15 protein-coding genes are annotated in these 16,622 nt (G+C 70.2%); 7 read left to right on the top strand and 8 right to left on the bottom strand.

From position 1 onward, the window contains the following. Positions 1-153 precede the first annotated feature (153 nt). From DVK44_RS12970 to hemB, 5 genes are all read left to right on the top strand, one after another. Positions 154-978 carry a redox-sensing transcriptional repressor Rex gene (locus DVK44_RS12970; RefSeq protein ID WP_114659820.1) on the top strand — a complete coding sequence of 275 codons (825 nt, stop codon included), beginning with the start codon at positions 154-156 and terminating at the stop codon, positions 976-978. After that, entirely contained in the window at positions 975-2,366 is a 1,392-nt protein-coding gene (locus DVK44_RS12965; protein ID WP_114659819.1) for a glutamyl-tRNA reductase, read from the top strand. The genes DVK44_RS12970 and DVK44_RS12965 overlap by 4 nt, the downstream gene beginning before the upstream one ends. Beyond that, entirely contained in the window at positions 2,363-3,376 is a 1,014-nt protein-coding gene (gene hemC, locus DVK44_RS12960; RefSeq protein WP_114659818.1) for a hydroxymethylbilane synthase, read from the top strand. The genes DVK44_RS12965 and hemC overlap by 4 nt, the downstream gene beginning before the upstream one ends. Continuing rightward, positions 3,373-5,034 carry a bifunctional uroporphyrinogen-III C-methyltransferase/uroporphyrinogen-III synthase gene (locus DVK44_RS12955; RefSeq protein WP_114659817.1) on the top strand — a complete coding sequence of 554 codons (1,662 nt, stop codon included), beginning with the start codon at positions 3,373-3,375 and terminating at the stop codon, positions 5,032-5,034. The genes hemC and DVK44_RS12955 overlap by 4 nt, the downstream gene beginning before the upstream one ends. A 147-nt stretch (positions 5,035-5,181) precedes the next feature. Continuing rightward, on the top strand, positions 5,182-6,174 hold the full coding sequence (hemB, locus tag DVK44_RS12950) for a porphobilinogen synthase (RefSeq protein WP_114659816.1): 993 nt from the start codon (positions 5,182-5,184) through the stop codon (positions 6,172-6,174). Between the two features lie 161 nt (positions 6,175-6,335). Here the strand turns inward: hemB and DVK44_RS12945 are convergent, their stop codons facing one another. The 3 genes from DVK44_RS12945 to DVK44_RS12935 all read right to left on the bottom strand — a co-directional run bounded on the left by DVK44_RS12945 (position 6,336) and on the right by DVK44_RS12935 (position 8,207). Further along, positions 6,336-6,971, bottom strand: coding sequence for a DUF4232 domain-containing protein (locus DVK44_RS12945; RefSeq protein ID WP_114659815.1), 636 nt, complete (start codon positions 6,969-6,971; stop codon positions 6,336-6,338). A gap of 169 nt (positions 6,972-7,140) precedes the next feature. Beyond that, positions 7,141-7,383, bottom strand: coding sequence for a DUF397 domain-containing protein (locus DVK44_RS12940; protein ID WP_114659814.1), 243 nt, complete (start codon positions 7,381-7,383; stop codon positions 7,141-7,143). Further along, complete coding sequence (locus tag DVK44_RS12935) at positions 7,380-8,207, bottom strand: helix-turn-helix domain-containing protein (RefSeq protein WP_114659813.1); 828 nt, start codon at positions 8,205-8,207, stop codon at positions 7,380-7,382. Before DVK44_RS12935 ends, DVK44_RS12940 begins: the two co-directional genes overlap by 4 nt. Before the next feature lie 112 nt (positions 8,208-8,319). On the opposite strand from DVK44_RS12935, the gene DVK44_RS12930 reads away from it, so the two are divergent. Continuing rightward, positions 8,320-8,787: an ATP-binding protein gene (locus DVK44_RS12930; protein WP_228447111.1), complete on the top strand. Its 468-nt coding sequence runs from the start codon at positions 8,320-8,322 to the stop codon at positions 8,785-8,787. Here DVK44_RS12930 and DVK44_RS12925 read toward each other — a convergent pair. The 4 genes from DVK44_RS12925 to argS form a co-directional block, all read right to left on the bottom strand. Continuing rightward, the gene (locus tag DVK44_RS12925; RefSeq protein ID WP_114659811.1) at positions 8,735-9,886 is read right to left on the bottom strand and encodes a methyltransferase domain-containing protein; all 1,152 of its coding nucleotides are present in this window, start codon (positions 9,884-9,886) and stop codon (positions 8,735-8,737) included. The genes DVK44_RS12930 and DVK44_RS12925 overlap by 53 nt on opposite strands. A gap of 243 nt (positions 9,887-10,129) precedes the next feature. After that, entirely contained in the window at positions 10,130-10,930 is an 801-nt protein-coding gene (locus tag DVK44_RS12920) for an alpha/beta fold hydrolase (protein WP_114659810.1), read from the bottom strand. Positions 10,931-11,008: 78 nt separating this feature from the next. Continuing rightward, positions 11,009-11,692 (bottom strand): DUF4232 domain-containing protein, encoded by a 684-nt coding sequence (locus tag DVK44_RS12915; protein WP_114659809.1) that lies wholly within the window; start codon positions 11,690-11,692, stop codon positions 11,009-11,011. A 233-nt stretch (positions 11,693-11,925) separates the two neighbouring features. Then, positions 11,926-13,719, bottom strand: a complete 1,794-nt coding sequence (argS, locus tag DVK44_RS12910; protein WP_114659808.1) for an arginine--tRNA ligase — start codon at positions 13,717-13,719, stop codon at positions 11,926-11,928. 151 nt (positions 13,720-13,870) lie between these two features. Between argS and lysS the strand changes: the two genes are divergently transcribed. Beyond that, the gene (gene lysS, locus DVK44_RS12905; RefSeq protein ID WP_114659807.1) at positions 13,871-15,628 is read left to right on the top strand and encodes a lysine--tRNA ligase; all 1,758 of its coding nucleotides are present in this window, start codon (positions 13,871-13,873) and stop codon (positions 15,626-15,628) included. Between the two features lie 96 nt (positions 15,629-15,724). Here lysS and DVK44_RS36325 read toward each other — a convergent pair whose 3' ends face one another. Beyond that, a complete protein-coding gene (locus DVK44_RS36325; RefSeq protein ID WP_162793808.1) occupies positions 15,725-16,579 on the bottom strand; it encodes a calcium-binding protein in 855 nt (284 codons plus the stop codon). Positions 16,580-16,622 lie beyond the last annotated feature (43 nt).

Below are 16,622 nucleotides of genomic sequence, written 5' to 3'. Positions count from 1 at the left end.
CTGGCCGGATCAAAACGCGTGACCCCGATCACTTTGCTCGGACAAAGCGGACACCATCTTTGTGCACGCGTTCACAAAGACATAGCCTGCAGGGGACGGGGCGGTCCTGGGACATACGGCCGCCTACAGCCCCGCTCATCCCGCAGGAGCACCGTGGCAACTGGCCGAACACACCGACCGGCGACCCGTAGCCGAGGAATCCCCGAGGCCACCGTCGCCCGGCTTCCGCTGTACCTGCGGGCGCTGACCGCTCTCTCCGAGCGTTCCGTGCCCACGGTCTCCTCCGAGGAACTCGCGACCGCGGCCGGGGTCAACTCGGCGAAGCTGCGCAAGGACTTCTCGTACCTCGGCTCCTACGGGACCCGCGGTGTCGGCTACGACGTCGAGTACCTCGTCTACCAGATCTCCCGCGAGCTGGGCCTGACGCAGGACTGGCCGGTCGTGATCGTCGGTATCGGCAACCTCGGCGCCGCGCTCGCCAACTACGGCGGGTTCGCCTCCCGGGGCTTCCGGGTCGCCGCCCTCATAGACGCCGATCCCGCGATGGCGGGCAAGCCGGTCGCGGGCATTCCCGTCCAGCACACGGACGAGCTGGAGAAGATCATCACCGACAACGGTGTCTCGATCGGGGTCATCGCGACCCCCGCGGGCGCCGCCCAGCAGGTCTGCGAACGGCTGGTCGCCGCCGGGGTCACCTCGATCCTCAACTTCGCGCCGACCGTGCTCTCCGTGCCCGACGGGGTGGACGTCCGCAAGGTCGACCTCTCCATCGAGCTGCAGATTCTCGCCTTCCACGAGCAGCGCAAGGCCGGCGAGGGGGCGGCGGCCGAGGCCGCGCTGTCCCCGGCACCCGCCGTCGTCACCGCACCCGTCCCGGACGCCGGCCCCGGCACCGACCCCGAAGCGGGTACGGGCACGGGCGCCGCGGCGAGCCGCAAAGGACCCGACGGGGACGTCCCGGCGGTGATGCCGGCATGAGCATCCTGGTCGTCGGACTGAGCCATCGCAGCGCACCGGTCAGTCTGCTGGAGCGCGCGTCGCTCACCACCGACTCGCAGATCAAGCTGGTGCAGGACACCCTCGCCGCGGAGCCCGCGACCGAGGCGGCCATCCTCGCCACCTGCAACCGCATCGAGCTGTACGCCGACGTCGACAAGTTCCACGCCGGGGTCGCAGAGCTGTCCACGCTCCTCGCCCAGCACAGCGGCGTCGGGCTCGACGAGCTGACCCCCTATCTCTATGTGCACTACGAGGACCGCGCCGTCCACCACCTCTTCTCGGTGGCCTGCGGACTGGACTCGATGGTCGTCGGCGAGGGCCAGGTCCTCGGCCAGATCAAGGACGCGCTCGCGCTCGGGCAGGAACTGCACAGCGCCGGCCGGCTCCTCAACGACCTCTTCCAGCAGGCCCTGCGCGTCGGGAAACGGGCCCACAGCGAGACCGGCATCGACCGCGCCGGGCAGTCGCTGGTCACCTTCGGCCTGGAGCAGCTCGCCGCCGGCACCGCCGTCGAGTCCTGGGCCAAGGACCGCCGCGCGCTGGTGATCGGCGCCGGCTCGATGTCCTCGCTGGCCGCCGCGACGCTCGCCCGCGTCGGCGTACGGGAGATCGTCGTCGCCAACCGCACGCCCGCCCGCGCCGACCGGCTCGTGGAGATCCTCAACCAGCAGCACGGCCCGCTCCGTCACCGCTCCGCCGCCGCGGACGCCGCCCCCGGCGTCAGCGCGCGGGCCGTCGACATGAGCGCCCTCGACGCCGAACTGCCCCGCGCCGACGTCGTCGTGTCCTGTACGGGCTCGACCGGCCTCGTCCTGACCGCCGACGCCGTCGAGGCCGCGGCGCACGGCCGCCGTACCCCGCTCGCCCTGCTCGACCTGGCTATGCCCCGGGACATCGACGCCGCCGCGCACCGCCTGGGCGGCGTCCGGTTCGTGGACATAGAGACGCTCGCCGAGGCATCCGCCGACGCGCCCATGGCCACCGACGTCGACCAGGTCCGTACGATCGTCTCCGACGAGGTGGCGGCCTTCGGCGCCGCCCAGCGCGCCGCGCACATCACGCCGACCGTGGTCGCCCTGCGTGCCATGGCCGCCGACGTGGTGAGCAGCGAGGTCGCGCGCCTCGAAGCCAGGCTCCCCGATCTTGACGAGAAACAACGGGCCGAGGTCACGAGGACCGTACGCCGCGTTGTCGACAAACTCCTGCACGCGCCCACCGTGCGGGTCAAGCAGCTCGCCAGCGAACCCGGCGGCGCCGGGTACGCGGACGCGCTGCGCGAACTCTTCGACCTCGACCCGCAGACGGTCGCCGCCGTCAGCCGGGCCGACCTGAATGACACCGACGGTGTAGGCAGAGGGCGAGTATGACCGAGAAGGCACTGAGGTCCGAGCGGGCTTCGAGGCCCGAGAGGGTCCTGGGGTCCGAGCACCCCCTGAGGCTCGGCACCAGACGCAGCAAGCTCGCCATGGCCCAGTCCGGGCAGGTGGCACAGGCGGTGACCGAACTGACCGGCCGCCCGGTCGAGCTGGTCGAGATCACCACGTACGGCGACACCTCCCGCGAGCATCTCTCGCAGATCGGCGGTACGGGCGTCTTCGTCACCGCGCTGCGCGACGCGCTGCTCGCCGGTGAGGTCGACTTCGCCGTGCACTCCCTGAAGGACCTGCCGACCACGCAGCCCGACAATCTGACGCTGGCCGCCGTGCCGCGCCGGGAGGACCCGCGCGACGCGCTGGTCGCCCGGGACGGGCTGACCTTCGAGCAGCTGCCCGAGGGCGCCCGCGTCGGGACGGGGTCGCCGCGCCGGATGGCCCAGCTCAACGCGTACGCGCGCGGCCACGGCCGCGCCATACAGACCGTACCGATCCGCGGGAACATCGACACGCGGATCGGCTACGTCCGGAGCGGGGAACTCGACGCCGTCGTGCTCGCCGCCGCCGGGCTTCACCGCATCGGCAGGACGGACGAGGTGACCGACTTCCTGTCGGTCGACGCCGTGCTGCCCGCCCCCGGCCAGGGGGCCCTCGCTGTCGAGTGCGCCGCGGTCAACGTGGACCTCGCCGCTGTGCTCGCGGAACTCGACGACCCGTACACCCGGGTCGCCGTGACCGCCGAGCGTTCCCTGCTCGCCGCCCTGGAGGCCGGTTGCAGCGCACCTGTGGGTGCGCTGGCCGACCTGCTGGCCGACGGACAGGTTGTCAACGAAATGCGCCTGCGCGGCGTCGTCGGCACGACCGACGGCTCGACGCTGGTGCAGCTGTCCACCACCGGTCCCGTACCCACGTCGCACAGCGACGCGTCCGCGCTCGGGCGCGAACTCGCGTCCGAGATGCTCGCCAAGGGTGCGGCCGGTCTTATGGGGGAGCGAGCACTTTGAGCCCCACCACCTCTGACCTTCCGGCCTGCTCCGCATCGGGGCACGTCACCTTCCTAGGTGCCGGACCCGGAGATCCGGGTCTGCTGACACTCCGCGCCGTCGAGGCGCTCGCGGGTGCTGACGTACTGATCGCCGAGCCTGATGTGCTCGAAGTCGTACGGAGCCATGCGAGGGCGGGTGTGAGCACCCCCGCGCTGACGGTTGTGGACGATGTGTCAGCAGCCGCCGGGATCCCCGCGATCCGGGATGCGGCCAATATTGTCATGGAGGCCGCGCGGGGCGGCAGGCGGGTGGTCCGTGCGGTCACGGGCGACCCGGGGCTGGACGGTGACGCGGGCACCGAGATGCTGGCCTGCGCTGTCGCCGGCATCCCCTTCGAGGTCGTTCCGGGCGTCGCCGCCGCGGTCGGTGTGCCGGCGTACGCCGGAGTGCCGCTGCGCGACGCCCAGGGCGCGGACGTCCGGTTCGTCGACGCCAGGACGGCCAACGACCGCTGCTGGGCCGAGATCGGCGCCAGCGACGGCACGGTCGTGGTCTCCGCCACCCTGGAGACGGTCGCCGGCGCCGCCGGTGAGCTGGTCGCGGCCGGCCGTAAACCGGACACCCCGCTGACCGTCACCGTCGCGGGGACGACCACCCGCCAGCGGACGTGGAACGCCACGCTCGGCACCATCGCGCAGATCCTCAAGCAGGCGAAGGTGCTGCCCTCCCCGGAGGGCCACCGGCCCGTCATAGCCGTGGTCGGCGAGCGCAGCGCGGCGGCCCAGCGCGACCAGCTCGCGTGGTTCGAGTCCAAGCCGCTGTTCGGCTGGAAGGTCCTCGTGCCGCGCACCAAGGAGCAGGCCGCGTCGCTCTCCGACCAGCTCAGGTCGTACGGCGCGGTCCCGCACGAGGTGCCGACGATCGCGGTCGAGCCGCCGCGTACGCCCCAGCAGATGGAGCGGGCCGTCAAGGGCCTGGTCACCGGGCGGTACGAGTGGATCGCCTTCACCTCGGTCAACGCGGTCAAGGCGGTGCGCGAGAAGTTCGAGGAGTACGGGCTCGACGCGCGCGCCTTCGCCGGGATCAAGGTCGCCGCGGTCGGCGAGCAGACGGCCGCCTCGCTGATCGACTTCGGCGTGAAGCCCGACCTCGTACCCTCCGGGGAGCAGTCCGCGGCCGGGCTGCTGGAGGACTGGCCGCCGTACGACCCGGTCTTCGACCCGATCGACCGGGTGTTCCTGCCGCGCGCCGACATCGCCACGGAGACGCTGGTGGCGGGCCTGATCGAGCTGGGCTGGGAGGTCGACGACGTCACCGCGTACCGCACGGTGCGCGCCTCGCCGCCGCCGGCCGAGACCCGTGAGGCGATCAAGGGCGGCGGCTTCGACGCCGTGCTCTTCACCTCCTCCTCGACCGTACGGAACCTGGTCGGGATCGCGGGCAAGCCGCACAACGTGACGGTGATCGCCTGTATCGGCCCGGCGACGGCGAAGACCGCGGAGGAGCACGGTCTGCGCGTCGACGTCCTGTCGCCCGAGCCGTCGGTGCACAAGCTGGCGGAGGCCCTGGCCGCGTTCGGCGCGCAGCGCCGGCTGGCGGCGAAGGAAGCCGGTGAAACGGTCACCCGCCCGAGCGAGCGCCGTCCCGGCAGCCGCAGAAGGCGTACGACGACCTGAACGCCGGGGGCTGGTTACGTGAGCCGATGAGGGGTTCCACCGCGAGGGAAGCGGTGGGACCCCTCTCGCGTGGGCAGTGCCGCGGGCTCTCGTTTCCCGGGCTCGCTGTCGGCAAGCGCACCGGGCGGCCGGAGCTATGGTCGAAGGATGACTGCGTACGGTTCCTTTCCCGGTTCGCGCCCCCGGCGGCTGCGGGCCAATCCGGTCCTGCGGCGGATGGTGGCCGAGACCCGGGTCCACCCGGCGGACCTGATCCTGCCCGCGTTCGTACGGGAGGGCATCAGCGCGCCCGTACCCGTCTCCTCGATGCCCGGCGTCGTCCAGCACACGCTGGACACGCTGCGGAAGGCGGCGGCGGAGGCGGCGGCGGCCGGGGTGTCGGGCATCATGCTCTTCGGCGTTCCCGAGGACGCCAAGAAGGACGCGGCGGGTACGGCGGGCACCGACCCGGACGGCATCCTCCAGGCCGGGATCCGTGCCGTACGCGCCGAGGTCGGCGATGAGCTGCTGATCATGTCGGACCTGTGCCTCGACGAGTTCACCGACCACGGCCACTGCGGGGTGCTGGACGCCCGGGGCCGGATCGACAACGACGCCACGCTGGAGCGGTACGCCGAGATGGCGCAGGTCCAGGCCGACGCGGGCGTCGATGTGGTCGGCCCCAGCGGGATGATGGACGGCCAGGTCGGCGTGGTCCGCGACGCGCTGGACACGATAGGCCGGGAGGACGTGGCGATCCTCGCGTACACCGCCAAGTTCTCGTCGGCGTTCTACGGCCCGTTCCGGGAGGCCGTCGGCTCGTCGCTGACCGGCGACCGCAAGACCTACCAGCAGGACCCGGCCGGCGGCGTCCAGGACTCCCTGCGGGAGCTGGCGCTCGACCTCGAAGAGGGCGCCGACATGGTCATGGTCAAGCCGGCCCTGCCGTACCTCGACATCCTCGCGCGCATCGCCGCCGAGGCGAGCGTGCCGGTCGCCGCCTACCAGATCTCGGGTGAGTACGCGATGGTCGAGGCGGCGGCCGAGCGGGGCTGGATCGACCGCGACGCCGCGATCCTGGAGACCCTGACGGGCATCAAGCGCGCGGGCGCGAGCATGATCCTCACGTACTGGGCGACGGAGGCCGCGCGGCGGCTCTGAGCCGGACAGCCGTGGGGCGGGACGGCCGCCGGGACAGCAGCCGTGACAGCTGCCGGGACAGCTGTGCGGCGGGTGTCCGGCTGTCGTATGAGGCGGTTGCTCGCTCATCCGCTCTCTCATACGACAGCCCGAAACCCGCCGTGGGGTGCACAGGGGGCGCGTCAGTTGGCGTTGATGACGGCGTCGGCGGCGGTGGAGTACCACTGGGAGACGACGGGGGCAGAGAAGTCGGCCGACTTGGGCAGGTCGACGGAGACCGGGGTGGTGTCGTCATTGCTGACAGCGAGCTTCACCTGCTTGAACTCCGGCGCACCCTCGGCCCTTTCGGAGTTGGTCACGAGGGTGGCGAACGCCTCGGCGGAGCCGGAGAGCTTGATGGAGCTGGGGGCGGGCTTCCCCATCAGCTCGGCCGGGTAGGTCGTGCTCTTCTCGCCGGAGCCGTAGGAGACGACCGCGGAGCTGTCGCTCAGCTGGCAGGTGATGCCCGACTTCGCCTTGGCGGCGATGAGGTAGTGGCCGCCGTCGGCGTCGGTGATCTTCAGGTCCAGGTCGTTGGCGCCGCAGGACTGTCCGACGCCCTTGTCGTCCGTGGCGTTCTCGCCGTCGGTGCCGCCCTTGTCGGACGAGCCGCCGGTGCTGCCGGAGCCGCCGGAGCCACCCGTCGAGGCCGCGGCGCCACCGGAGCCGCCCGCGGCGAGGTCCTCGTCGTCACAGGCGGTGAGACCGGCGCCGAGGGCGACGGTGGTGGCGACGGCCAGGATGACGCGGGTGGAGCGGGTGGCGAGACGCGAACGCATGGGAGATCTCCATCGACTTGTTGGCTGCGGTGTGAGCTGCGGTGTGCCCTGCTGACAACGTCAACTTTATGGTCGATGTGTTCATGAAATGATCTCGTGAATGTCCGGGTTCTGTCTCACCAACCGGCCTCTGTGTAACGACAGTTGGGCTCGTGTGTTGGGCTTGCCCTCAGCGAGTGGTGACGTGTCCGGTGAAGGCGGCCCAGGCGGTGGGGGCGAGGGTCAGCATCGGTCCGTCGGGGACCTTGGAGTCCCGGATGTGCACGGCGGCGGGATGGGCGGCCATCTCCAGGCACTCGCCGCCTTCGCTGCCGCTGTAGCTGGACTTGCGCCAGGCGTAGGCGACTTCGAGGCACTCGCCGCCGTCGCTGCCGCTGTAGCTGGACTTGAACCACTCAAGTGCGGTGCTCATTGCTCTCCCCTTAGCAGCCGGTCCAACAGGGCCTTCGTGTCCTCTGGGTTGAGGGCCTGCGTCCGCAGCATCGCATATTTCTGAGAGAGGATGCTGACCTCGTCGGGGTCGGAGACGATCTGGCTGCCGCGCTGGGTCTCGGTGTATCCGAGGTGCTGGTGGTCCGGTGTTTCGATGAGGACGAAGGGGCCGTCCAGGGCCGCGTGGGTCTGCCGGCTGAGCGGGATCACTTGGAGGGTGATACCAGGCAGCTCCGCACAGGTATGGAGGTGCCGGAGCGTCTCCGCGTACACCTTGTCGCCGCCGAGCCGCGCGAGCACGACGGCTTCGGAGAGGATGAAGCTGATGGCGGGCGGCACTTTGGGGCGCAGGATTTCCTGGCGCTCCAGCCGGGAGGTGACCAGGGCGGTGATCTCGTCCTGGCTGAAGACCGGGACTCTGCTGCGGAAGACCGCCTGCGCGTAGGGCTTCGGCTGAAGCAGGCCCGGCAGCACCTGGTTCGCGAAGAACGACAGCGCGATCGCCTCGCTCTCCAGATCCATGTACTCCTCCGCCCACGCCGGGATCAGGTCGATCTCCGGCATGTTCTCCACCGCCGTCTCCAGCGCCCGTTTCGTCTCCAGCAGCTGGTCCATCGCTTCCGCCATGTCCGGCTTGAGCGGCCTTCTGCCCTGTTCGATGGAGGCGATCGTCTCCTCGTGCGCGTTCAGCCGCTCGGCCAGTTCGCGCTGGGTGAGTCCCGCCGCCTCGCGGAACCGGGCCACCAGCTTGCCTACGAGCTTCATCGCCGACGCGTTCTTGCGTGGCCGTTTTCTGGGGTGCATGACTCTCCAACTCCCCTTCCTCACCCGTACGTCACGCGCAGCCACCCGTACAGTTTCGATGTACGGGTCCACGCACTGCACCAGTGTAGTCACGCACAGTGACACTCGTCTCGTGAACGAGACGATGCAACACCATCTGCTGCGTGAGCGTTTCTATCGGCGTGAGCGTCAGTCCGTGCCCGCTGCCAGGGAGTTTGTCCGTGCCGCTGCGGAGGAATGGGGCCTTGGCGCGCGGCTGGACGATGTGCTGCTCTGTGTCAGCGAGTTGACCACCAACGCGCTCATCCACGGCGTGCCGCCGGGGCGGGGGTTTCTGCTGCGGCTGTGGTGGTGCGCGGACGGGCCGCTGCGGATCGAGGTCCATGACAGCGGCGGCGGGCAGCCCCGGGTGAGCGCGCCGGCCGACGCGGCGCGCGGCGCGGGGGCGGCTGAGTCGGGGCGGGGGTTGCTGCTCGTGGAAGCGCTCGCCGACACCTGGGGGGTCGGCGAGCGGGATCCCGGCAAGATCGTGTGGTGCGAGTTCGACGTCAGAGCGGACGGTCAGGCGAGTCGAGCCAGAGACGTTGTCCGGCAGGCGTGACCGTGAGACCGAAGCGGATGCGCTCCGGTGATCCGGCGTTTTGCCACCAGGCGTACGCGGCTTCCACCTCGTTCCAGAGGGCGCGAGGCCCGTACTGCCGGAGCGGATGGTCGGCGGCGTCGGGGAGGTAGTCGACGCTGGCCCAGGAGCCGGTGGTGTGGTCGGCGAGCCAGAGGGTGAACTCGCCGTCAGGGCCGTGACCGACGCTGTAACGGCAGTTGGGGACCAGGACGCCGGTGGTGAACGTGGCGTCCTCGTCGCCGAAGACGAGCCGCGGGTCGAGGCCGGTGAGCGTGGCTGTGGCCGCGGTGAGGTCGCCCTGGTCCTGGCCCCGGTTCTGGACGGTAGCCATGACGTCCCGCTGCGGGGTCTCGAACCGGTTCCACATGAAGGCGGAGTCGCCGATGACGGGGCCGGTCGCCGTACCGTCCTCGCCCGTGGTGAGGCGTACAAGGACCCCGTTGTACAGGCCGGTTCCCCACGGCAGCACGATCACTCCGCCGGGTGCGGTCTGTTCCACCAGGGCGTACGGAACGTTGTGGAGCGCGTAGGTGACGATGGTGCGCTCGTACGGTGCGTGTGCCGGACAGCCGAGGCCGCCGTCGCCGGTGATGACCGTGGGTGAATAGCCCGCGTTCTTCAGGGTGGCCCGTGCGGTGTCGGCGATGCGGGGGTCCACTTCGACGGAGGTCACCTGCTGGTCGCCGAGCCGTTCGGAGAGGAGCGCCGCGTTGTAGCCGGTGCCGGTGCCGACCTCCAGTACACGCATGCCGTCGGCCACGGTGAGCGCGTCGAGCATGGCGGCCACGACGCGCGGCATGCTCGCCGAACTGGAGGGGACGATCGCCGCCGTATCGACAACACTGTCGTCCTCGACCTGGGTGACGAGAGCCCGGTCCTCGTAGGCGACCTGGTGCCAGCGGTCGGGGTCGGTGGCGCGGTTGAGCGGGTGGTAGCCGTCCTCGCCATGGATCCAGACGCGGTCAGGGATGAACCGCTTGCGGTCGACCAGGGTGAACACCTCGCGCCACGCGGGCGCGAGGTGTCCCTCTCGGACGAGTTGCCGGGCGAGGGTGGACGGGGAGTTTTCCGCGCTCACCTCTTCGGCGTCTCAGGACGTTTCGGATCGGCCGGCGGGATGGGTTTGTTGGGTTTGTGTCCGTCGCTCTCGGCTGTGTCGGGTTTGCCACCGTGGCTGCCGCTCATCGGACTGCCTTCCTCTGCTGCGACGCGATACATCCTGGTGCGTAGAAAGTAGCCGGGGGCCGCCAGCGACGGGAGAGCGCGCAAGGGGCAAAAGGGTGTGACAAGGAGCGTGACTGCCCCGGTTCCGGGGGTGTCGTTATGCCTGTGGTTCGGCCAGGGCTGCTGCGATGACCGCCGCTGGGTTGTCGCGGTGGATGGAGTGGCCCGCGCCCTCTACTACCGACCAGGTGAAGTTCTTCTTCGCGCTTGCCACTCGGCGGCCCTCCTCGGCGGTGAAGGCCGGGTGTTGGGTGGGGTCGGCGGCCAGGACGGTGGCGGGGTGGGGGTAGGCGGTCAGGGTCTGTTCGTATGACCAGGGGATGTTCTGCCGCAGGATGCTGTTGACGACGTGCGGGCTGGTCAGGGCGGCTGCCGCGGCCTTCAGGGTGATGTCTTCCGGGTGCCATGCGGGGTGGGCCGCGCGCAGGGCTTCCGGGGTGGCGGCCAGCTCGGCGGTCATGGCCTGGAGCATGGCTTCGTTCAGCTCGCCCGCGATCGTGAGCGCCGGGTCGACCAGCAGCAGGCGCGCCGCCCAGCCGGGCTCGGCGCCGGCCGTAGCCGTGGCGATGGCGCCGCCCAGGGAGTGGCCGATGACCAGGTCCCAGGCGCCGCCGCCGTGCGGGGTGAGCGGGGTGACGTCGGCGACGAAGCTCGCGATGTCGTAGCGCCGGGTCCGGGGTGCGTGGCCGTGGCCGCGCAGATCGGGGGCGGTCACCGACCAGCCCGCCTCGGCCAGTTCGTCGGCCACGCGCCACCAGCAGGCGCCCGACGAGGTCAGCCCGTGGAGCAGCAGGGCGTGGCGCGACGCGTCGGGCCGGCCCCAGTGGAGGACGGGGAGCCGGACCGGGACGGCGGGGGTGGGGGAGAGGGAGGGTACGGACTTGGGCGGAGTGTTCATCGGTTCATGGAAGCACGCGGCGGGGAACGGCTTGACTCCGTATCCCCGCTGCCGCCGCGCGAACGGCCGGGCCGGTGCTTACGTGTTGGCGCCGTTGGACGGGGGGACGGCGTCGCCGGCGTTGGCGTACCAGTTGACGACGATGGGCTTCTCCACGAGGGTCGACTCGGGGAGCGAGACCGTGGCCGGGTTGGCGTCGTCCTCGTCGAGCCCGATGATCATCTGCTCGTACTCCTTGCCGCCCTCGTCCTTGGTGTTCTTCGGCCTGATGCCGGTGTAGGCGACGGTCGAGCCGGAGAGCTTGATGTCGTCCCCGACGGCCTGCTCGGGCGAGGTGGCCTCGCCGTCCTCCTCGTTGCCGAAGGTGACGATGGGGTACCGGCCCACCAGGGCGCAGGTGATGCCCGACTTGGCCTTGGCGGTGACGAGCAGGTAGCCGCCGGCGTCCGTCTTCTTGGCGACCGAGAAGTCCAGGTCGTTGGCGCCGCAGACCTGTCCGTAGCCTTCCTTCTTCGCGTCGTCGGCGTTGGTGTCCTCGCCGGCGTCGGCGTTCGAGTCGGACGAGCCGCCGGTGCTGGAGCTTCCGCCGGTGCTGGAGCCGCCGGAGGAGCTGGAACCACCCGAGCTGGAGCCGCCCGAGGCCGACGGGTTGCTGGCCGCCAGGTCGTCGTCGTCACAGGCGGTGAGGCCGCCGGCGAGGGCCACGGTGGCCGCGACGGCAAGGGCGAGACGGGCTGGGCGGTTGGCAAGGCGCGAGCGCATCGAGGTCTCCGTCGGCTACTGGTTACTGTCTGTCCTGCTGACGTCGACAACATTAGGGCTCGGACGTTCATGAAATGATTGTGTGATTGTCCGGGTTCTGTATCAGGAACCGGCCCTCGCACAAAGGAAGTTCAGCCCTCGCTGGTCTCCGGCGCGCCGGACGTGACAACGGAGGAGCCCCCGGCGCGACCACTCCGCCGGGGGCTCCTCCGCTACGTACCGTTACGTCGCTGTCACAGCCGCGCGGGCGCCTGGATCCCCAGCAGCGCCAGGCCCTGCTTGAGCGTGCGGGCCGTGAGGTCGCAGAGGAAGAGGCGGTTCTCCACGACCTCCGGCGCGTTGTCGTCGCTGAGCACATGGCACTGGTCGTAGAACGTCGTGAAGAGCGACGCCAGTTGGTACAGATACGCGGTCAGCTTGTGCGGCTCGTACGCCGACGCGACCTCGGCCAGCACCTCGCCGAGCTGGTCGAGATGGAGCCCGAGCGCCCGCTCGGCCGGGGCCAGCGTCAGCTCCGGGTGGGCGAGCGGGGCGGGGGTGCCCGCCGTCTCGTCCGCCTTGCGCAGGATCGACTGGATACGGGCGTACGCGTACTGGATGTAGACGGACGTGTCGCCGTTCAGCGACACCATCTGGTCCAGGTCGAACTTGTAGTCCCGGGCGGCGGACGTCGACAGGTCGGCGTACTTCACCGCGCCGATGCCCACCTGACCGCCGCGCTCGGTGATCTCGTCCTCGCCGAGGCCCAGCTTCCCGGACTTCTCCCGGACGACCGCCGTCGCCCGCTCGACCGCCTCGTCGAGCAGATCCACCAGCCGTACGGTCTCGCCCTCACGGGTCTTGAACGGCTTGCCGTCCTTGCCGAGGACCGTACCGAACGCGAGCTGGACGGCCTTGACCTCGTCGCTCAGCCAGCCGGCCCGGCGCGCGGTCTCGAAGACCATCTTGAAGTGCAGCGACTGGCGCGCGTCCACCACGTACACCAGTGTCGACGCGCCGAGGTTACGGACCCGGTCGCGGATCGCCGAGAGGTCCGTCGCCGCGTAGCCGTAACCGCCGTTCGTCTTCTTGACGATCAGCGGTACGGGGTTGCCGTCCGGGCCCTTGACGTCGTCGAAGAAGACACAGAGCGCGCCCTCGGAGCGGACGGCGACGCCCGACTCCTCCAGCAGCCGGCAGGTCTCCTCCAGCATGTCGTTGTAGCCGGACTCACCCACCACGTCCGGGTCGCTGATCGCGATGTCGAGCTTGTCGAAGACCGAGTAGAAGTAGATCTTCGACTCGTCCACGAACCGCTGCCAGAGCGCGAGCGTCTCCGGCTCGCCCGCCTGGAGCGCCACCACCCGGTCCCGGGAGCGCGTCTTGAACTCCTCGTCGGAGTCGAAGAGCGTCCGCGACGCCTTGTAGAGGCGGTTGAGGGAGGACATCGCCTCCTCGCCGGAGGGGGCGGCTTCGGTGGCGTTCTTGTGGTCCAGCTCGTGCGGGTGCTCGATCAGATACTGGACGAGCATGCCGAACTGCGTGCCCCAGTCCCCGATGTGGTGGCGCCTGATCACCTTCTCGCCCGTGAACTCCAGGATCTCGACCATCGCCGCGCCGATCACGGCGGAACGCAGATGGCCGACGTGCATCTCCTTGGCCACGTTCGGCTGCGCGTAGTCGATCACCGTCGTGCCCGGGTGCTCCGCGTACGGAACGCCGAGCCGGCCGGTCGCGTCGGCCGCGCGGGCCGCCAGGGTCTCGGTGATCGCCCGGTCGGTGAGCGTGATGTTGAGGAAGCCGGGTCCGGAGACCTCGATCTCCTTGATCAGCTCAGGCGCGGTGATGGCGGAGACGACCTTGGTCGCCAGCTCACGCGGATTGCCCTTGAGCCGCTTCGCGAGCGCCAGCATGCCGTTGGCCTGGAAATCGGCCCGGTCGCTTCGTCGCAGCAGCGGGTCCGCGGCGCCGGCCTCCGGCAGGGCAGCCGAGAGGGCGTCCGCGATGCGCTGATCTACGGTCGAAGCGAGGGAGATGACCGGGGCCATGGGCTGAAGCCGTTCCTGTCGGAGGTTGAGGTGAGATCTGTCAAGTATCCCATGCGTGCTCAATCCGTTTTCGCATCGTCGTGGGTACCTGGGAGAATGGCTGTCGCCGGTTCTGTTGGGCGTACGTGGCGTATGTGAAAGAAAGAAGGACGTGCCGATCGTGGCTCCGAGCACCGAGGCCGACTGGGTCTCCCGTTTCGCGGACGATGTCATCGCCGAGTCGGAGCGACGCGCCCCCGGCAAACCTGTGGTGGTCGCGTCCGGGCTCTCCCCCTCCGGCCCCATTCACCTGGGGAATCTCCGCGAGGTCATGACCCCGCACCTGGTCGCGGACGAGATCCGCCGCCGCGGGTACGAGGTCCGGCACCTGATCTCCTGGGACGACTACGACCGCTACCGGAAGGTGCCCGCGGGCGTCCCCGGTACGGACCCGTCGTGGGTGGAGCACATCGGCAAGCCGCTCACGTCCGTGCCCGCCCCGGCCGGCTCCGCGTATCCGAACTGGGCCGAGCACTTCAAGGCCGCGATGACGGAGGCGCTCGACGAGATGGGCGTCACGTACGACGGGATCAGCCAGACCGAGCAGTACACGGCGGGCGTCTACCGCGAGCAGATCCTGCACGCGATGAAGCACCGCGGGGACATCGACGGGATCCTTGACCGGTACCGGACGAAGGACAAGCCGAAGAATCAGTCCGGGCAGGCGCAGGGGCAGGCCAAGAGCCAGAAGAAGCCCGAGGAAGCCGAGCTGGAGGCCGCCGAGGGCTCCGGCGCCGCCGCCGAGGACGACGGCAGCGGCGGCAGCGCCGGCTACTTCCCGTACAAGCCCTACTGCGGCGGCTGCGGCAAGGACCTCACCACCGTCACGGCGTACGACGACGAGACGACGGAGCTGACCTACACCTGCGCCGACTGCGGCTTCTCGGAGACCGTCGCGCTCAGCGAGTTCAACCGCGGCAAGCTGGTCTGGAAGGTCGACTGGCCGATGCGCTGGGCGTACGAGGGCGTGATCTTCGAGCCGTCCGGCGTCGACCACTCCTCGCCCGGCTCCTCGTTCGTCGTCGGCGGCCAGATCGTGCGCGAGATCTTCGACGGCGTACAGCCGATCGGCCCGATGTACGCCTTCGTGGGCATCTCCGGCATGGCCAAGATGTCGTCCAGCAAGGGCGGCGTTCCCACCCCGTCCGACGCGCTGAAGATCATGGAAGCACCGCTGCTGCGCTGGCTCTACGCGCGCCGCAGGCCGAACCAGTCGTTCAAGATCGCCTTCGACCAGGAGATCCAGCGGCTGTACGACGAGTGGGACGCGCTGGAGCGCAAGGTCGCCGACGGTACGGTCCTGCCGGCCGACGCCGCCGCGTACGCCAGGGCCGTCGGCACGGCCGCCGGCGAGCTGCCCCGTACGCCGCGCCCGCTGCCGTACCGCACGCTGGCCTCGGTCGCGGACATCACGGCGGGTGCCGAGGAGCAGACGCTGCGCATCCTCAGTGAGCTGGACCCGGCGCACCCGCTGACCTCGCTGGACGAGGCCCGGCCGCGGCTGGACCGCGCGGAGAACTGGATCACCAGCCAGGTGCCGGCCGAGGCGCGCACGATCGTACGGTCCGAGCCGGACCAGGAGCTGCTGGCGACCCTGGACGAGCAGGGCCGGGAGTCGCTGCGGCTGCTGGTGGCCGGTCTGGACAGCCACTGGTCGCTGGACGGGCTGACCACGCTCGTCTACGGGGTGCCGAAGGTGCTGGCGGGCCTGGAGCCGGACGCGAAGCCGACGGCCGAGCTGAAGGTCGCGCAGCGGTCGTTCTTCGCGCTGCTCTACCGGCTGCTGGTGGGCCGGGACACCGGGCCGCGGCTGCCCACGCTGCTGCTGGCGGTGGGGGCGGACCGGGTGCGGAAGCTGCTCGGGGCCTGAGTGTTTATGGGTGAACGGCGTGAGGGCCCGGCCTCGGGTGTGGGATGAGGCCGGGCCCTTCGTGTGTCTGTCTGCCTTCGTGTGTCTGCTGGGCCTCTACTTGACCGAGACCAGGGTGCCCGCCGTCTTGAGCGGCGCGGTGGTGGCCGTACCCGCGAAGTTCCAGCGCCAGTAGCCGGAGGCGCTCGTTTTCTTGGTGGTGGTCTTCAGCGTGCCCGTGCTGGAGGTCTTCACCGTCTTGACCGTGGTGTACGAGTCGGAGTTCTTCTTGCGGAACTGGAGCTTCACCGACTGCCCCGCGTACCCCTTGTACGCCTTGACGTCCCAGTTGGCGCGGGAGAGCTTGCCGGTGACGGTGAGGGTCTTGCCCTTCTTCACCGGCTTCGGCGCCGCTTTCACCGTCAGCTTCGGGGCGCGCTGGAGGGTGCCCGTGGCGACGTCGCCGTTGAAGGCGTAGCTGTCGTTCTCGCCGAGCTTCGCGTCGATGGCGAGGCGCCAGGTCCGGGCGTCGGTGTTGCGCAGCTTCTTCGGGTCGATCGTGAAGGTCGCGTCGCAGTTCACGATGATCGCGTACGCCTCCTCGCACGACCGCCACGCGGTGCTGGTCGCCAGCACGCGCTTCGCCGGGTCGTCGAAGCTCTTTCCGGAGTAGAGCGTGAAGCGGGCGGCGGCGACGCCGTCCTCGTGGCTGACCGTGGCCGCGACCTTGATCTTCTTGGTCGTCGAGGTGCCGACCACGATCGGTGCGCCGCCGTTCACCGCGCCTTTGAGGACCTCGAAGCCGCTGTCGTCCTGGGAGACGGCGGTGGTGGTGGCGGTGGTGGCGGTGGTGGCGGTAGCGGTGCTGGACGAGGTGGCGGTGCCGGCGATGGCGGCGGGTGCGGTCAGGACGGACAGGGCCAGGGCCCCGGAAGCCGCGACGGTGGCGGCGGCGGTGGCGCGCGTACGCATGGTTGTTTTCCCCCCACGGGATGTCTCAGGTGTGTCTGTTCCA

Origin of the sequence: Streptomyces paludis (assembly GCF_003344965.1) — a bacterium.
GTDB classification, from domain to species: Bacteria; Actinomycetota; Actinomycetes; order Streptomycetales; family Streptomycetaceae; genus Streptomyces; species Streptomyces paludis.
The sequence above is the reverse complement of the archived record's forward strand: the minus strand, read 5'-3'. Positions and strand labels throughout refer to the sequence as shown.

What these genes read in the sequence shown, in the direction of transcription:
- DVK44_RS12965 (WP_114659819.1), top strand. Translation starts at nt 975, where the DNA reads ATGAGCATCCTGGTCGTCGGACTGAGCCATCGCAGCGCACCGGTCAGT.
- hemC (WP_114659818.1), top strand. Translation starts at nt 2,363, where the DNA reads ATGACCGAGAAGGCACTGAGGTCCGAGCGGGCTTCGAGGCCCGAGAGG.
- hemB (WP_114659816.1), top strand. Translation starts at nt 5,182, where the DNA reads ATGACTGCGTACGGTTCCTTTCCCGGTTCGCGCCCCCGGCGGCTGCGG.
- DVK44_RS12945 (WP_114659815.1), bottom strand. Translation starts at nt 6,971, where the DNA reads ATGCGTTCGCGTCTCGCCACCCGCTCCACCCGCGTCATCCTGGCCGTC.
- DVK44_RS12940 (WP_114659814.1), bottom strand. Translation starts at nt 7,383, where the DNA reads ATGAGCACCGCACTTGAGTGGTTCAAGTCCAGCTACAGCGGCAGCGAC.
- DVK44_RS12935 (WP_114659813.1), bottom strand. Translation starts at nt 8,207, where the DNA reads ATGCACCCCAGAAAACGGCCACGCAAGAACGCGTCGGCGATGAAGCTC.
- DVK44_RS12920 (WP_114659810.1), bottom strand. Translation starts at nt 10,930, where the DNA reads ATGAACACTCCGCCCAAGTCCGTACCCTCCCTCTCCCCCACCCCCGCC.
- DVK44_RS12915 (WP_114659809.1), bottom strand. Translation starts at nt 11,692, where the DNA reads ATGCGCTCGCGCCTTGCCAACCGCCCAGCCCGTCTCGCCCTTGCCGTC.
- argS (WP_114659808.1), bottom strand. Translation starts at nt 13,719, where the DNA reads ATGGCCCCGGTCATCTCCCTCGCTTCGACCGTAGATCAGCGCATCGCG.
- DVK44_RS36325 (WP_162793808.1), bottom strand. Translation starts at nt 16,579, where the DNA reads ATGCGTACGCGCGCCACCGCCGCCGCCACCGTCGCGGCTTCCGGGGCC.